We start from the raw sequence: 15,442 nt of genomic DNA, 5'->3' as shown, positions 1-15,442 counted from the left end.
CTTCCGACTTCTTCACAGGTGCAAACGCATCGCCGCAGTTCAGCAGCTCCGCGCTTTTTGCATGAGGCGGCGCAATGATCGTGTGGCCGCGTCCGTAGCGAAAACATTCGCTTTGCGATCTTTGCGATTGCGGACATTCCAGTGCCGTTACCCCTTCCAGTACTTTGAATACACTGCCAGAACGTCTGTCTTGACAACATCGGCGCCCGTCGTCGCGTCTTCGACAATCACCGCATATTCGCCAGGGTTGGATGTGTTTTGCCGCCACTGCCATCCCGTGTAGCCGACCCCGACCGCATTCATCCGGCTCAGCCCCGCCTCCAGGTAAAACTCGTCAGGATCGTCACCGGTTCGCACGCCAAACTGTTGAATGAATACGGGAACATTGCGCGATGTTTTCATTTTCACCAGTGCGGCGAGTCGTGTCTCCAGGTCGGCGATGTTTTCCGCCTGCGTCTTGCTGGTCCGCAAGAAGAGATTACCGGTGTACACAACCCGGTTCGCCCATCGGGATGCCGCAATATACGCTTCGTCGCACAGGTTGATGTTGTAGGCGTCGCGCGGCCCAACCAGAAATGGCGTTCGCTTGTCCCCGGCGATGTCTTCGATGGCCGCCATCAGCTCTTGATAAAAAGCTGACACATCGTCGCCATAGGATGAATCCCTGCCCGCCAATGGTTCAGGCAGCAGTTCATAGAAGGCAATCTTCGGATAATCTTTGAGAATGCCAGCGAGGTAGATCCACGCTTCCTTGAACAGCTGGCGCTGCGTCAGATCAGTCCAGAAGTTGCGGCCACCGGGATAGGTGCCGCTCGGATCGCAGTACTGGGCCATGGATGCGTCCTGAAGGCCGTTCTGGCCGCAGTTGGAGTCAATGACCGGAACGACCCATAATCCGGCATTCTGGCACCACTGGACCTCCTGCAGAAACCGGGCCAGATGATCGGGCTTGAAATGGCCCGGGGCCGCGTCAGCCCGACTTTCGACATCCGTACCGCCATACAGCCCCCACCAGCGAATGAGGACGCGAACGACATTGCCACCCTGGGCGGCGATTGTCGCAGCATCATCGCTTCGCATCTTGCCCCACGTACCTTCATTGATTCCGCGAAGAATAACCGCGGAGCCATCCGTCCCCAGCATGCTTGCACCGCTCAGCGTCAGTCTTGCGACTGGCGCCGGTGCGGGCGGCGTGGGATCCGGTGTGGGTGCCGGCACCGAATCCGGAGTAGGCGTGGAAGCTGGCGACGAGCCGCCACCGCAGGCTGAGGCGAGAATGCTTAACAGCGAAATAAGAGCGGTTCTGCGCCCCCGCGAAGGGTGTATTTTCTCGCTCATGAGCAGGCCCGAACCGATGGATGGCCGCAGAAAAGCATCCACCCTCTCAACTTCTGCATGCAGGTATGCGTCATGGAATTCGAAGTCATCATTTGCCACGCTAAGTTTGTATGCGGTGAAATATGACAGGTCGGCATCCCGACAGCTTGAGCCAGGTCGACCTATGCTGAGTTCTAAAATTGATTGAGCAGCATGCAGTTGGAGGATCTGGCAGAGTACATGCAGGTGCCGAAAGTGTCCTTTGACCGGAGCTCCTTGGCACTTCCAGTTGCCCGGAGTAAAAAAGTCTTCGCAACTTTTATCAACCTTCAAACTCTATCGCGAAGCCGCTTTGGCCAGTCAACGTTTCTGCCAGGATTCCAAATATTGAACGCATGGACATTGCTCATCTGATACAGACCTACGGCTACTTTGCTGTGGCCTTGGGAAGCTTCCTTGAAGGGGAAGCGGTTTTGCTCGCCGGGAGTCTTGCCGCCTACCATGGCCATCTTGCCCTCCCCATCGTCATGGGGATTGGCGCTGTTGCGAGTTTCATGGGCGACCTGCCGTATTTCCTCGCGGGGCGGCGCTATGGCGCACGAGTCCTGCGGCGCTTTCCTTCGCTCCGGCACAGAAAGAGGCGACTGGAAAGTCTGATGCACAAGCATCACATCATGCTTGTGCTGTGCCTGCGCTTTCTCTACGGCATGCGCATCGCCGGCCTGCTGGCCTTGGGGATGAGCAGGATATCAACCCTGCGCTTCCTGTTCCTGGATCTTGTCAGTGCCATTCTATGGTCGGCAAGCATCTGCGCCGCTGGGTATGGTGCTGGCGGCGTCTTTCGAAGAATGTTCAACGAAGGGGCAACGCCGGAGCAGCTTACGCTGTTGGCCGCCATCCTTGTGGGCACACTTCTTTTCTGGATAGCCTGCCGCCGGGCTGCAGCCGCTTTACGTGATTAACCAGCCCCCAAAATCCTTGACCTGTTCAAGGGACCGGTCCACCCGAGGCGCAAGAAAATCTGATGCCGACAAATCGGTTGAGACCCGGTTAGCCAAAGCCCAGGGTTCATAACAATCCGGCACCCGAGAACAGCTGCGGCAAATACACATAGTCGCGGGAAAGTCCTTGCAATCCTCAACGACATCGACAATAATCTAAATACGAATTGTTCTCATTTGCAGAAATGACCACATCATGACCGGACTTACTCAAACATGCATGCAGGCGCCCTCCGCGGGTGCTTCCGCCCTATCGCCCACCGGGGAAGTCGCACGCATCAAGAGCGAAGATCTGTTTCAGCAGCAGCGTGAGGTGGAAATCGATCACCAAGGCCGGATTTACCGGCTCCGGCTGACGCAATTGAACAAGCTGATCCTGACCGCCTGACCGGCACAGAGCAAGCTAATTTTTCCAGTATTTCGCCATACAAGGTACATCAATGATTATTTGTGTTTGCAACAATGTATCCGAAAGCAAAATTCGCCAGGCGGTGGATTCAGGAATCACGACAATGCCGGCACTACGCGCCGAACTCGGCGTCGGCAACTGCTGCGGCAAATGCCATTCCTGTGCAAAAACCGTGTTACGCGAATACCTCGAAGACGGTGTGCGCGAGGCGCAACCCATGTTGTCGCAAACTGCAATCGCAGCGTAAGCATTAGATTCCTCAGCGTCATTCTCCAAGCCAATCTTAGCGCTTGGATTGAATCGCCTTCGTTGCAGCAGGGCGATTCTTCTTTCTTCTCTCGCTCGCTCAGTCTCACCCCTCCGATTTCCTCGCGAAACGACATGAAGGAAATGCAATCGGTGCAATGGAAAAAACAACATCGTGCGCTATGATGATTATTCGACCGCCAGCCGATCGATCCACAGGATCAATCAATCCGATTAATCACATTGCACCAAAGAGGTCTTCATGAAGGGTGATCCCAATGTCATCAGGTTGCTGAATGCGCAGCTCACCAACGAGCTCACTGCGATCAATCAGTATTTTCTGCATGCCCGTATGTATAAGCATTGGGGCCTGGAAAAAATCGCGAAGAAGGAATATGAAGAATCGATCGGCGAAATGAAGCATGCGGACAATCTGATCAACCGGATCCTGATGCTGGACAGTCTGCCCAATCTGCAGGCACTCCACAAATTGATGATCGGTGAAAATACGTCGGAGATGCTGGAGTGCGACCTGAAGCTGGAGACGATGGCACAGCAGACCGTCAAGGATGGCATCGCCGCATGTGAGGCCGCCGGCGACTACGTGTCGCGTGATCTTCTCCAAGACATTCTGGATGATACGGAAGAACATATCGAGTGGCTGGAAACCCAGCGCGAACTGATCGACAAGGTCGGCCTGCCGAATTACCTGCAGTCGCAGATGGGCAACTAGGAAGCATCACGCATGAAAAAAGGGCAGTCGATCATTCGACTGCCCTTTTCGTTAGTGTCCGCAGACTTATTGCGGAACCGTGTCTTTGAACGACGGGCGCTCGCAGAGCTTGTCGAAGAGCTTGGCAAGATTCGCGTGTTCGCTGCGCCAGTCGATTTCCGGAAAGCGGAATGACAGCCAGCCGAGCGCGCAGCCGACTGAAACATCGGCGAGCGTGTAATGATTGCCGCAGCAAAAAGGGGTGTCTTTCAATCCAGCCGACATCGCCTCCAGCCCCGCATGGACTTTTCCCATCTGGCGCTTGATCCAGTCGGCGCTTTGCAGCGTTTCCGGACGCTGTGTGCGCTCCAGTCGCACCAAGATGGCGGCGTCAAGCACGCCATCGGCGAGGGCTTCCCAGCATTTGACCTCGGCACGCTCACGGCCGTTGGGAGGAATCAATTTGCCAACCGGCGTCAGCGTGTCGAGATACTCGACGATGACGCGCGAGTCGAACATGGCTCCGCCGTCTTCCATGATCAGGCAAGGCACCTTGCCGAGCGGGTTGGACTGCTGAATCGTGGTGTCGGGCGACCAGACATTTTCCAGGACGAGCTCGTAATCGAGCTTCTTTTCCGCCATTACAACGCGGACTTTGCGGACATAAGGACTGGCGAGAGAACCGATGAGTTTCATAGATGCGTATATTAGGGATTGCTTGCGATTATAGCATTGAGGAAGCGCGTATCGGCGGCCGGACGCGGCTTTCCGGCGGTCGACTGTTGCGTGGATCCGATTTTTTCGGGCGGATCGCAAATGGTAAAATGGCGGATTGCACTGCGTTTGCGCGATGGTTTTTCCGCTTTAGCGCGCCTTTTTACTGACTTCTCCGCTTTTCACTATCATGTCGCTCTCCTCTCTTTCCGCCCTATCTCCGTTGGATGGCCGCTACGCCACCAAGACCGACAAGCTGCGCCCGATTCTGTCCGAAGCCGGTTTCATGCACCATCGCGTGAAGGTGGAAATCGCATGGCTGCAGGCATTGTCCACTGCCGGATTCACGGAGATCAAGCCTTTTTCGGCCGCGGCCAGCGCACTGCTGGACAAGCTGGCGAATGAGTTCAGCGAAACCGATGCCGAACGCATCAAGGCGATCGAAGCGGTCACCAATCATGATGTGAAGGCGGTCGAGTACTGGCTGAAGGAAAAGGTCAAGGATGTGCCGGAACTGGTCGCCGCATCCGAATTCATTCATTTCGCCTGCACCTCGGAAGACATCAACAATACCTCGCACGGCATGATGCTCAAAGCGGCGCGCAACGATGTGTTGCTGCCCGCGCTGCAGAGCGTGATTGCTAAACTGACCGATATTGCGCACGCCAATGCCGCACTGCCGATGCTGTCGCGCACCCATGGTCAGCCGGCCAGCCCCACCACACTTGGCAAGGAAATCGCCAACGTGGTTGCGCGCCTGAAGCGCGCCGAGCAGCGTATCGCCTCCGTCGAAATCCTTGGCAAGATGAATGGTGCGGTCGGCAATTACAACGCACACCTGTCGGCCTATCCGGAGTTCGACTGGGAAACGTTTTCGAAGAATGTGATCGAGCAGCGTCTCGGCCTCAGTTTCAATCCGTACACGATCCAGATCGAACCGCATGACTACATGGCGGAACTGTTCGATGCAATCGCGCGTGCCAACACCATTCTGCTCGACCTGAACCGCGATATCTGGGGTTACATTTCGCTCGGTTATTTCAAGCAGCGGACCAAGGCGGGCGAAATTGGTTCTTCCACCATGCCGCACAAGGTCAATCCGATCGACTTCGAAAACTCCGAAGGCAATCTCGGCCTGGCGAATGCCGTGCTGAAGCATCTCTCGGAAAAACTGCCGGTGTCGCGCTGGCAGCGTGATCTGACCGACTCCACGGTCTTGCGCAACATCGGCGTCGCCTTCGGCTATGCGGTGCTCGCTTACGACAGCTGCCTGCGCGGACTGAACAAACTGGAAGTAAATCCGTCGCGCCTTGCGGAAGATCTCGACGCAACCTGGGAAGTTCTGGCCGAGCCGGTGCAAACGGTGATGCGCCGCTACGGCATCGAGAATCCTTACGAGCAACTGAAGGAACTGACCCGCGGCAAAGGCATCTCGAAAGAAGCGCTGCGCGAATTCATCAACGGCCTGGCAATCCCGCCGCAGGCAAAAGATCATTTGCTCGCCATGACGCCTGCCAACTATATCGGCCACGCCGAAAAGCTGGCGCGTCAGATCTGATTCTCTCCCATGCAGTGCGGGGCGCCCATGGCACCCCGCCTCGCCGCTCCTCCTTATTCCTCTAACAGGGTGTTGAAAAGCGTCGCGAGCGGGTCGAGTTTGGGTGCGAGGAGCGCACGCGTACAGAGCAGTACGCAGAGCACCGCAGTGCCCAAAATCAACCCGCGCAGTAGTTTTTCAACGCCCTGCTAGCAATTCGTATCGGTCGCGCTGCAGTACGCTAGGCGCGGCGGGTCGTGTTGCGCAAGGAAAATGGAAGATTGCTATGATATGAGCCCGTTTTACCAACAAGCAATTTCCCGGGTCGCTCGTATTCATCCAACGATAGGAGATCACATGAAGCCTCTGTTTGCCAGCATCGCATTGACCACTCTGATTGCAGTCCCCTTCTCTGCCCAGGCGCAGTTTGCCAAGCCTGAGGATGCTGTCAAATACCGGCAATCAGCACTTTCCGTGATGGGGACGCACATGGGGCGCGTTGGTGCAGTGGTCAAGGGCGAGAAAGCTTACGACAAGGCGTCGGTCGAATCGGATGTCGCTGTGATCGAGACAATGTCCAGGCTGCCATGGAGTGCTTTCCCGGCGGGTTCGAATCTGAGCAACTCGAAAGCCAAACCGGAAATCTGGAAAGAACAGGACAAGTTCAAGGCAGCTGCGGAAAAAATGCAGTCGGAGGTGGCTAAATTGTCCGCTGCGGCAAAATCGGGCGACCAGAATGCCATCAAGGCTGCGTTTGGCGAAACCGGCAAGGCCTGCAAGAGCTGTCACGACGATTTCCGCAACAAGTAATCCCGCCTACGAATCCGCCCGCGCTTGCGGCCGGGCGGATTCCTCGCATATTCCCGCAGCGAGCTCAGGCAAGCGGCTGCGGCGACAGATTCACCACGTAATACACGCCAACTGCGCAGAGTGCGAGAAGCATCAGCGCCAGCATGCGCATCAGCCAGGAGTCGTTCGCGGTCGGGGCATCAAGGTCCACCAACTGATCGCCGGTAATCATCGGCCGGACGAGATTCTGCTTCTTCCTGAAATAGTAGTAAGCAATCGCCGCGACATGCAGCGCAACCAGCACATACAACAAGGTGGCACTGACTTCCTTGTGAAACCAGGTGATCTGGTCCGACAAATCCTTGCTGATGAATTTGACCAGCGGCCCGTCATTGGCGATGTCGTCATTTGAAAACAAACCGCTGACCGCCTGTGCCAGCAAATTTGCGAGCAAGGCGAATACCGACAGGCTGCCGAGCGGATTGTGTCCGAGGTAGCGCGCTTTCAGCGCTTGCTTGTGGTCGCGCACATAAGCAAGGATCGTCGACGGACTGTAGATAAAGCTGGAAAACCGGGCGTAGCGCGTGCCGGTCAATCCCCACAGGATGCGAAAGGCAATCAAGGCAAGTACCGCGTAACCGGCACGAAAATGCCATTCCATGGCGTTGCCGCCGATTTCCTGCGTGACGACCAGGACCACGATCAGCGCCACCAGCGACCAGTGAAAGAGACGAATCGGCAAATCCCATATGCGCACTTTTTTCATGTGTTCTCCTTGTGCATAAAAAGTCTCGTCAACAAAAAAGCCGGCTCGCAAGCCGGCTTTCGCACATCAGGATTCGGTCAGACCACCGCACCGCCGGTTTCATCCTTTTCCTTCACGGGCTTGATCAAGTCTTCGCGCTTGACGCCCAGCCACATTGCGACCGCAGCGGCAACGAAGACCGACGAATAGATACCGAACAGAATGCCGATGGTCAGGGCCAATGCGAAGTAATGCAGCGTCGCGCCGCCCAGCACCAGCATCGACAGCACCATCAACTGCGTACAGCCGTGGGTGATGATGGTACGCGAGATCGTGCTGGTAATCGCGTTGTCAATCACTTCCATGACCGGCGCCTTGCGCAGCTTGCGGAAGTTTTCACGGATCCGGTCGAAGATAACGACCGATTCGTTCACTGAATAGCCGAGCACGGCCAGCACGCCAGCCAGCACCGACAGTGAAAATTCCCACTGGAAGAAGGCAAAGAAGCCGAGGATGATCACCACGTCATGCAGGTTGGCGATGATTGCCGCGACGGCAAATTTCCATTCGAAGCGCACCGCCAGGTAGATCATCACGCCGATCACGACCATCGCGAGTGCCGACAGGCCGTCGTGCGCGAGTTCTTCGCCGACCTGCGGGCCAACGAATTCGACGCGCTGCAGCTTCACGTCCTCGGCCTGCGCCTTCAAGGCCGAGAAGACTTTCTCGCTCTGTTGCGCCGATGTCGTTCCCTTTTGTACTGGGAGGCGAATCATCACATCCTGGGCTGTGCCGAAATTCTGCACCTGGGTATCGGTGTAGCCGAGCCCTTCGACTGTCTTGCGAATGCCCTCGATGTTGGCCGGTTTCGCATACGTCACTTCCATCACCGTGCCGCCGGTGAATTCGATGGAAAGATGCAGGCCCTTGTGCCAGAGGAAAAACACGGCGGCGACGAACGTGAGCGCGGAAATCACGTTGAACACCAGCGCATGGCGCATGAAGGGAATGTCTTTTTTGATGCGGAAAAATTCCATGTCACATCCTGTTATTCAGTGTTGCATTCATCCATCTTGATGGATATCTGCAATCGGTTTCGCACCTCCTCCACTCTCCGGGCGGAGGAAACGCCTTATGCCTTTCCCGGCTTCCAGATCTGGCCGATGGAGACGGAAGCGAGTTTCTTCTTGCGGCCATACCAGAGATTGACCACACCGCGCGACACGAATACCGCGGAGAAGATCGAGGTCAAAATGCCGAGGCAGTGCACCACCGCGAACCCGCGAATCGGGCCGGAACCGAAAATCAGGAGTGCCAGGCCGACGATCAGCGTCGTGACGTTGGAGTCGAGAATCGTCGCCCACGCCCGTTCGAAGCCAGCCGCAATGGCCGCCTGCGGCGTATTGCCGGAACGCAGTTCTTCGCGGATGCGTTCATTGATCAGCACGTTGGCGTCGATCGCCATACCCAGAGCCAGCGCGATAGCGGCGATACCCGGCAGGGTCAACGTCGCCTGCAGCAACGAGAGCAGCGCGATCAGCAGCAGGACGTTGACCGCCAGCGCCAGCACGCTGAAGAAGCCGAACAGCATGTAGTACAGCATCATGAATGCGGAAATCGCAACGAAGCCGTACAGCGTCGAGTTGAAGCCTTTCTTGATGTTCTCAGCACCGAGTGCCGGGCCAATGGTGCGTTCCTCGACGATTTCCATCGGCGCCGCGAGGGAGCCGGCGCGCAAGAGTAGTGCCAGGTCATTCGACGCTTCGGCGGAGCCCATGCCGGTGATCTGGAAACGCGCTCCCAGCTCATCGCGGATGGTGGCGACGGTCAGCACCTCGCCCTTGCCCTTTTCGAACAGCACGATTGCCATCAGCTTGCCGATCTTGTCACGCGTGGCTTCGCGCATCTTGCGCCCGCCGTCGCCATTGAGGTCGATGCCGACCGCCGGCTGCTGGTTCTGGTCGAAACTGGCGGTTGCGTTCGCGATGTAGTCGCCGGTGATGATCGGATCCTTGTAGAGGACGACGGGAGCGCCGCGGCCCACCTTGAACAGCTCGGATCCAAACGGAATTGTTGCCGTTTCCTCGGTCCCGCGGAGTACGGATTCATCGACCATGCGCACTTCCAGTGTTGCCGTGCGGCCGATGATGTCTTTTGCGCGCGAAACGTCCTGCACGCCGGGCAATTGCACGACGATCCGGTCGGCGCCCTGTCGCTGGATCAAGGGTTCGGCCACGCCAAGTTCGTTCACGCGCTTGGACAGGGTGCTGATGTTTTGCTGCACCGCGTTCTCCACCGTGGTCCTCAATGCCTCGGGCTTCATGCTTGCGACAAGCTTCGGACCCGCGCTGTCGTCCGCATCGGTCAGGATCAGTTCACTCAGCTGCGAAGCCAGTACTTCCTTTCCCTTGGCGCGGGTTTCCGCGTCGTGGAACTTGATTTCGATCGCATCGCCATTACGGTTGATGCCGGCATGGCGGACGTTCTTGTCGCGCAACATGCTGCGCATGCTGGCCTGCAGGCCTTGCAGTCGCTTGTTCAACACTGCCCTGGTGTCGACTTGCATCAGGAAGTGCACGCCGCCGCGCAGGTCCAGGCCGAGCGACATCGGCAGTGCGTGCATGCTCTGCAGCCAGCCCGGCGTGTTTGACAACAGATTGAATGCGACACTGTAAGTCGGATCGCTGGGATCGGTATTCAGGGCCTTTTCCAGCAAAGCCTTGGCCTTGAACTGGGTGTCGGTGTCATTGAATCGCGCGCGCACCGAGCCGTGCGTGCCGGTAACGTCGTACAACAGGTTTTCCGGCTTGATGCCGCCTTCCTGAAGCAGCTGCTCCACCTTGCCCATCATGCTGCTGTCGACCTTGACGGTGGCTTTGGCGCTGCTGACCTGCACGGCAGGTGATTCGCCAAAGAAGTTCGGCGCCGTGTACAGGGCCCCGAAGATCAGGGCGATGACGATGACGATGTATTTCCAGATGGGGTAGCGATTCATAGGGATTTCAGCATTGAATGTCGGGCTTGAGAAGCATTGTCAGGGATGCCCGGTATCGCGCATCCCGCAATTATCCCGATTACAGCGACTTGATCGTGCCTTTTGGCAATAAAGTGGTGACAGCTGCCTTCTGGGTGACAACTTCGGTGCCGTCGGCGATTTCGACCGTCACATAGGCATCCGTCACCTTGGTTACCCGGCCGAGAATGCCGCCAGCGGTAACGATTTCATCACCTTTGGCCAGAGCTTCCATCATGGCCTTTTGTTCCTTCTGGCGCTTCATCTGCGGGCGAATCATCAGGAAGTACAGCACCACGAACATCAGGATGATCGGCAGGAAGCTCATCAGGCTGCCTTCAGTGCCGCCGGCCACGGTTTGTGCGAATGCGTTGGAAATGAACACGTTATTGCTCCAGGTTGTCATGAGGATCAACCCGGCATTTTAGCATTCACCGCCCGGTTTCCCTGCAATGTTGAAAAACCCTTCCAATCGGTGCAATTCAGAGGGCGGACATGGCTCACGGACGACAACGAGCTATATGCCCCGCGCCCTGTCTGCATGGAACTGCACGACGTAGGCCTGGAAGCGGTCGGCATCGATCGCCGCCCGCATTTCGCGCATCAGTTGCAGGTAGTAATGCAGGTTGTGAATGGTATTCAGTCGCGCACCGAGAATTTCGCCGGCGCGATGCAGATGGTGCAGGTAAGCACGGGAAAAGTTGCGGCAGGCATAACATTCGCAGGTTTCGTCGAGCGGCTGCTCGTCGTCCTTGTAGCGCGAATTCTTGATCTTGATGTCGCCGAAACGCGTGAACAGCCAGCCATTGCGGGCGTTGCGGGTAGGCATGACGCAGTCGAACATGTCGACACCGTTCGCCACGCCGGCGACCAGGTCTTCTGGCGTGCCAACCCCCATCAGGTAGTGCGGCTTGTCTTCCGGCAGGCGCGGGCCGATGTGCTGCAGCACCCGCATCATCTCTTCCTTCGGCTCACCGACCGACAGGCCGCCGATGGCGTAGCCTTCAAAACCGACCTCCCGCAAGCCGGCGAGCGACTCGTCGCGCAGGTTTTCGAACATGCCGCCCTGCACGATGCCAAACAAGGCATTCGGATTTTCGCCCTTGTCGAATTCATCGCGCGAGCGCTTCGCCCAGCGCAGCGACATGCGCATCGATTTTGCCGCTTCCTGCTCGCTGGCCGGATTGCCATCGATCTCGTAGGGTGTGCACTCATCGAACTGCATCACGATGTCGGAATTGAGCACGCGCTGGACCTGCATGGAGATCTCGGGCGAGAGGAAAAGCTTGTCGCCGTTGATCGGCGAGGCGAACTTGACGCCCTCTTCCGTGATCTTGCGCATCGCGCCCAGCGAAAAGACCTGAAAACCGCCGGAATCGGTCAGGATCGGCTTGCTCCAGCCGATGAAGCGATGCAGGCCGTCGAACTTGCCGACAACGTCGAGGCCGGGACGCAGCCACAGGTGAAACGTGTTGCCGAGAATGATCTGCGCATCGATCTCGTGCAGCTCGACGGGTGACATGGCCTTCACCGAACCATAGGTGCCCACCGGCATGAAGATCGGCGTTTCCACCACGCCGTGGTTGAGCGTCAGGCGGCCGCGGCGCGCCTTGCCGTCGGTCTTGATGAGTTTGAAATTTAGCATGTGGGGTTCTTCGTTAACAACATGGCGTCACCGTAACTGAAAAAACGGTAACGCTGTTCGATCGCGTGCGCATAGGCGGCACGGATGCGCTGGTAGCCGGCAAAGGCCGATACCAGCATCAACAGGGTCGATTTCGGCAAATGGAAGTTGGTGATCATGCGATCGACCGTCTTGAACACATAGCCGGGTGTGATGAACAAATTGGTGTCGGCGCTGCCGGCTTGCAGCGCTCCCGACTGGGATGCCGACTCGAGCGCACGCATGCTGGTGGTGCCGACCGCGACGACATCGCGCCCCGCAGACTTTGCTGCGTGCACCGCATCCACCGTCTCTTGCGGCATGGTGTACCACTCGCTGTGCATCTTGTGCTCGGCCAGGTTCTCGGTGCGCACCGGCTGGAAGGTGCCGGCGCCAACATGCAGCGTCACGTAGGCGAATCGCACGCCCTTGTCGCGCAGCTTGTCGAGCAGCGGCTGGTCGAAATGCAAACCGGCCGTGGGCGCAGCGACCGCGCCCGGCTCTTTTGCGTAGACGGTCTGATAGCGCGTTTCGTCGAATTCGTCGGCCGCATGCTCGATGTACGGCGGCAGCGGCAGCCGGCCGTGCGCTTCGATCAGGTCGAACACATCCGAAGGAAACGTGAGCGTGAAAAACTCGCCAGCGCGTTCGCCGACCAACACGTCGAAGGCGTCGGCCAGCCGCATCCTGCTGCCCGGATGAGGCGATTTGGAGGCGCGCACCTGGGCATGCACGGTGCGGTGGTCGAGGACACGTTCGATCAGCACTTCGACCTTGCCGCCAGTTTCCTTCGCACCGAAGAAACGTGCCTTCAGCACGCGCGTATTGTTGAAAACCAGCAGATCGCCCGGCGCGAGCAAGTCGACAATGTCCGCAAAGGCACGATCGAGCAGCGCGTCACCGTCGACGTGCAGCAAGCGGGATGCGCTGCGCTGCGGCAGCGGCACTTGCGCAATCAGTTCCTGCGGCAAGTGAAAATCGAAATCGGAAAGAGAATACATGCGTCAGAGTGGCGTCGAGGCGGAATGTCGGGTGTAATACCCTTTTGGGAATGCGTCCGCACTTGGCAGAATTGCCATACAATGACTGACGCTTCCGCCGGCCTCGGTCGGATCAAACCCGCTATTTTACGCCCTGCCGCACGATTTACATTGGATATGCCCGCCGCAAAGCGAAAGCCCGCAGCCCCCGCCAAACGAAAGACCACCACCAGCGAGAGCAAACTCGCGAAACTCGGCTTGCGCTCGGATATGGACCTGGTGCTCCACCTGCCCCTGCGTTACGAGGATGAGACGAAAATCGTGCCTATCCACGAGGCGGGATTCATGGCCGGGAACGCGGCGCAGGTCGAAGGCGTGGTGACCGAATGCGACATCCAGTACCGGCCGCGACGGCAGCTCGTCGTGACCATCACCGACGACTCCGGCCCGCTGGTGCTGCGCTTCCTGAATTTTTACGGCAGCCAGGTGAAGCAACTGGCTGTCGGCACGCGGGTGCGGGCGCGCGGCGAAGTGCGACACGGCTTCTTTGGCGCGGAAATGGTTCACCCAGTCTATAAAGTGGTGCAGGAAGGCGATCCCTTGCCCAATGCGCTCACGCCTGTGTACCCGTCCGGTGAAGGCCTGTCGCAGGCCTTCCTGCGCAAGGCAATCGCCAATGCGCTTTCGCGCGTCGACTGGCGCGACACGCTGGCCCCCGCTCTGCTGGCCTCGCTCAAGCTGCAGCCCTTCGAGCCCTCGGTGAAACTGCTGCACAACCCGCCGCCGGACGTGGATGAAAACGCATTGATGGAGCATACGCATCCGGCCTGGATCCGGATGAAGTTCGACGAGTTGCTGGCGCAGCAGTTATCACTCAAGCGGGCGCAGGCGGCACGCCGCGCCAAGGGTGCCGCGGCCTTGCCGGTGATCGGCGACTTGTCGACGAAATTCCTCGCCAATCTGCCATTCCAGCTGACCGGCGCGCAACAACGCGTACTGGACGAGATTCGCGCCGACTTGCGCGAATCCTTCCCGATGCAGCGGCTGCTGCAGGGCGACGTCGGCAGCGGCAAGACCGTGGTCGCCGCGCTGGCGGCGGCACAGGCCATCGACAGCGGCTTTCAGGCGGCACTGATGGCGCCGACCGAAATCCTGGCGGAGCAACACTTTCGCAAGATCGCGATGTGGATGGAGCCACTCGGCGTGAAGGTCGCGTGGCTGACCGGCAGCCTGAAGAAAAAGGAAAAGGAAGCGTCCCAGGCGCTGATTGAATCGGGCGACGCGAAACTGGTGATCGGCACGCATGCGCTGATCCAGGAGGGCGTGGAGTTCGCGCGGCTCGGCCTCGTGATCGTCGACGAACAACATCGTTTCGGTGTCGGACAGCGCCTGGCCTTGCGCAACAAGGGGCTGGACACCGGGGACGCGACGCAGACCGTGCCACACCAGTTGATGATGTCCGCCACGCCGATTCCCCGCACCCTGGCAATGACGTATTACGCCGACCTGGAAGTGTCGGTGATCGATGAATTGCCGCCGGGGCGCACGCCGATTGTCACGCGCATCGTCGACCAGAACCGGCGCGACGAGGTGATCGAGCGCGTGCATGTCGCTGCGCTCGAAGGCCGGCAAGTGTACTGGGTCTGTCCACTGATCGAGGAATCGGAAGCGCTGCAACTGCAGACCGCGACCGATACGCACGCGATGCTCGCGGAGGCATTGCCGGAATTGCAGGTCGGACTGGTGCACGGCCGCATGAAACCGGCCGAGAAGCAGATCACGATGGATGCCTTTACGCGCGGCGACATTCATGTGCTGGTCGCGACCACCGTCATCGAGGTCGGGGTCGATGTGCCGAACGCCTCGCTGATGGTGATCGAACACGCGGAACGCTTCGGCCTGTCGCAGTTGCATCAGTTGCGCGGGCGGGTGGGCCGCGGTTCGGCCGCGAGCGTGTGCTTACTGCTCTATCAGAGCCCGCTCGGTCCGACCGCGAAACAGCGGTTGATGACGATGCGGGAAACCACCGATGGCTTCGAGATCGCGCGACGTGATCTGGAAATTCGCGGCCCGGGAGAATTCCTGGGCGCGCGGCAGTCGGGCCAGGCGATGCTGCGTTTTGCCGATTTGCAAACTGACCAGTGGCTGGTGGAAAAAGCACGCAATATTGCTCAAATGTTATTGCATGAAGACCCGGCAACGGTCGAAGCGCATCTGGCGCGCTGGCTGGGCGGACGCGAAGAATTCCTGAAAGTCTGATTTCAATCCGTGCGCCCCGGTGCATAGTCTTATACTATGGCAGTTGCTGCCAATTCA

General features: G+C 58.3%; 15 protein-coding genes. 7 read left to right on the top strand and 8 right to left on the bottom strand.

The window, feature by feature from the left end; all coding sequences use genetic code 11:
* Positions 1–147: 147 nt before the first annotated feature.
* Positions 148–1,650, bottom strand: a complete 1,503-nt coding sequence (locus tag E6W33_RS18850) for a cellulase family glycosylhydrolase (RefSeq protein WP_136418866.1) — start codon at positions 1,648–1,650, stop codon at positions 148–150.
* Between the two features lie 62 nt (positions 1,651–1,712).
* Between E6W33_RS18850 and E6W33_RS18845 the strand changes: the two genes are divergently transcribed.
* The 4 genes from E6W33_RS18845 to bfr all read left to right on the top strand — a co-directional run bounded on the left by E6W33_RS18845 (position 1,713) and on the right by bfr (position 3,706).
* Positions 1,713–2,279 carry a DedA family protein gene (locus tag E6W33_RS18845; RefSeq protein WP_136418865.1) on the top strand — a complete coding sequence of 189 codons (567 nt, stop codon included), beginning with the start codon at positions 1,713–1,715 and terminating at the stop codon, positions 2,277–2,279.
* A 259-nt stretch (positions 2,280–2,538) separates the two neighbouring features.
* Positions 2,539–2,706 (top strand): hemin uptake protein HemP, encoded by a 168-nt coding sequence (locus tag E6W33_RS18840; RefSeq protein WP_136418937.1) that lies wholly within the window; start codon positions 2,539–2,541, stop codon positions 2,704–2,706.
* Positions 2,707–2,758: 52 nt separating this feature from the next.
* Positions 2,759–2,974, top strand: a complete 216-nt coding sequence (locus tag E6W33_RS18835; RefSeq protein ID WP_136418864.1) for a (2Fe-2S)-binding protein — start codon at positions 2,759–2,761, stop codon at positions 2,972–2,974.
* A gap of 261 nt (positions 2,975–3,235) precedes the next feature.
* Positions 3,236–3,706, top strand: coding sequence for a bacterioferritin (bfr, locus tag E6W33_RS18830; RefSeq protein ID WP_136418863.1), 471 nt, complete (start codon positions 3,236–3,238; stop codon positions 3,704–3,706).
* 66 nt (positions 3,707–3,772) lie between these two features.
* On the opposite strand, the gene E6W33_RS18825 is transcribed toward bfr, so the two are convergent.
* A complete protein-coding gene (locus E6W33_RS18825) occupies positions 3,773–4,381 on the bottom strand; it encodes a glutathione S-transferase N-terminal domain-containing protein (protein WP_136418862.1) in 609 nt (202 codons plus the stop codon).
* Between the two features lie 208 nt (positions 4,382–4,589).
* On the opposite strand from E6W33_RS18825, the gene purB reads away from it, so the two are divergent.
* Complete coding sequence (gene purB, locus E6W33_RS18820) at positions 4,590–5,957, top strand: adenylosuccinate lyase (protein WP_136418861.1); 1,368 nt, start codon at positions 4,590–4,592, stop codon at positions 5,955–5,957.
* A 336-nt stretch (positions 5,958–6,293) separates the two neighbouring features.
* The gene (locus E6W33_RS18815) at positions 6,294–6,746 is read left to right on the top strand and encodes a cytochrome c (RefSeq protein ID WP_136418860.1); all 453 of its coding nucleotides are present in this window, start codon (positions 6,294–6,296) and stop codon (positions 6,744–6,746) included.
* A gap of 64 nt (positions 6,747–6,810) precedes the next feature.
* On the opposite strand, the gene E6W33_RS18810 is transcribed toward E6W33_RS18815, so the two are convergent.
* From E6W33_RS18810 to queA, 6 genes are all read right to left on the bottom strand, one after another.
* Complete coding sequence (locus E6W33_RS18810; protein ID WP_136418859.1) at positions 6,811–7,491, bottom strand: cytochrome b/b6 domain-containing protein; 681 nt, start codon at positions 7,489–7,491, stop codon at positions 6,811–6,813.
* 77 nt (positions 7,492–7,568) lie between these two features.
* Positions 7,569–8,507, bottom strand: a complete 939-nt coding sequence (gene secF, locus E6W33_RS18805) for a protein translocase subunit SecF (RefSeq protein ID WP_136418858.1) — start codon at positions 8,505–8,507, stop codon at positions 7,569–7,571.
* A gap of 95 nt (positions 8,508–8,602) precedes the next feature.
* Entirely contained in the window at positions 8,603–10,465 is a 1,863-nt protein-coding gene (gene secD, locus E6W33_RS18800) for a protein translocase subunit SecD (RefSeq protein WP_136418857.1), read from the bottom strand.
* A 79-nt stretch (positions 10,466–10,544) separates the two neighbouring features.
* A complete protein-coding gene (gene yajC, locus E6W33_RS18795; protein WP_136418856.1) occupies positions 10,545–10,889 on the bottom strand; it encodes a preprotein translocase subunit YajC in 345 nt (114 codons plus the stop codon).
* A 111-nt stretch (positions 10,890–11,000) separates the two neighbouring features.
* Positions 11,001–12,128 (bottom strand): tRNA guanosine(34) transglycosylase Tgt, encoded by a 1,128-nt coding sequence (gene tgt, locus E6W33_RS18790; protein WP_136418855.1) that lies wholly within the window; start codon positions 12,126–12,128, stop codon positions 11,001–11,003.
* Positions 12,122–13,147: a tRNA preQ1(34) S-adenosylmethionine ribosyltransferase-isomerase QueA gene (gene queA / locus E6W33_RS18785; RefSeq protein ID WP_136418854.1), complete on the bottom strand. Its 1,026-nt coding sequence runs from the start codon at positions 13,145–13,147 to the stop codon at positions 12,122–12,124. Before queA ends, tgt begins: the two co-directional genes overlap by 7 nt.
* A gap of 156 nt (positions 13,148–13,303) precedes the next feature.
* Here queA and recG point away from each other — a divergent pair, with 156 nt between their 5' ends.
* Entirely contained in the window at positions 13,304–15,385 is a 2,082-nt protein-coding gene (gene recG, locus E6W33_RS18780; RefSeq protein ID WP_136418853.1) for an ATP-dependent DNA helicase RecG, read from the top strand.
* Positions 15,386–15,442 lie beyond the last annotated feature (57 nt).

Origin of the sequence: Herbaspirillum sp. ST 5-3, from assembly GCF_004804275.1 — a bacterium.
Lineage (GTDB): Bacteria > Pseudomonadota > Gammaproteobacteria > Burkholderiales > Burkholderiaceae_D > Noviherbaspirillum.
The sequence above is the reverse complement of the archived record's forward strand: the minus strand, read 5'-3'. Positions and strand labels throughout refer to the sequence as shown.

Coding starts and splice junctions, on each gene's coding strand:
- E6W33_RS18845 (WP_136418865.1), top strand. CDS start 1,713: ATGGACATTGCTCATCTGATACAGACCTACGGCTACTTTGCTGTGGCC.
- E6W33_RS18840 (WP_136418937.1), top strand. CDS start 2,539: ATGCAGGCGCCCTCCGCGGGTGCTTCCGCCCTATCGCCCACCGGGGAA.
- E6W33_RS18835 (WP_136418864.1), top strand. CDS start 2,759: ATGATTATTTGTGTTTGCAACAATGTATCCGAAAGCAAAATTCGCCAG.
- bfr (WP_136418863.1), top strand. CDS start 3,236: ATGAAGGGTGATCCCAATGTCATCAGGTTGCTGAATGCGCAGCTCACC.
- E6W33_RS18825 (WP_136418862.1), bottom strand. CDS start 4,381: ATGAAACTCATCGGTTCTCTCGCCAGTCCTTATGTCCGCAAAGTCCGC.
- purB (WP_136418861.1), top strand. CDS start 4,590: ATGTCGCTCTCCTCTCTTTCCGCCCTATCTCCGTTGGATGGCCGCTAC.
- E6W33_RS18815 (WP_136418860.1), top strand. CDS start 6,294: ATGAAGCCTCTGTTTGCCAGCATCGCATTGACCACTCTGATTGCAGTC.
- E6W33_RS18810 (WP_136418859.1), bottom strand. CDS start 7,491: ATGAAAAAAGTGCGCATATGGGATTTGCCGATTCGTCTCTTTCACTGG.
- secF (WP_136418858.1), bottom strand. CDS start 8,507: ATGGAATTTTTCCGCATCAAAAAAGACATTCCCTTCATGCGCCATGCG.
- secD (WP_136418857.1), bottom strand. CDS start 10,465: ATGAATCGCTACCCCATCTGGAAATACATCGTCATCGTCATCGCCCTG.
- yajC (WP_136418856.1), bottom strand. CDS start 10,889: ATGACAACCTGGAGCAATAACGTGTTCATTTCCAACGCATTCGCACAA.
- tgt (WP_136418855.1), bottom strand. CDS start 12,128: ATGCTAAATTTCAAACTCATCAAGACCGACGGCAAGGCGCGCCGCGGC.
- queA (WP_136418854.1), bottom strand. CDS start 13,147: ATGTATTCTCTTTCCGATTTCGATTTTCACTTGCCGCAGGAACTGATT.
- recG (WP_136418853.1), top strand. CDS start 13,304: ATGCCCGCCGCAAAGCGAAAGCCCGCAGCCCCCGCCAAACGAAAGACC.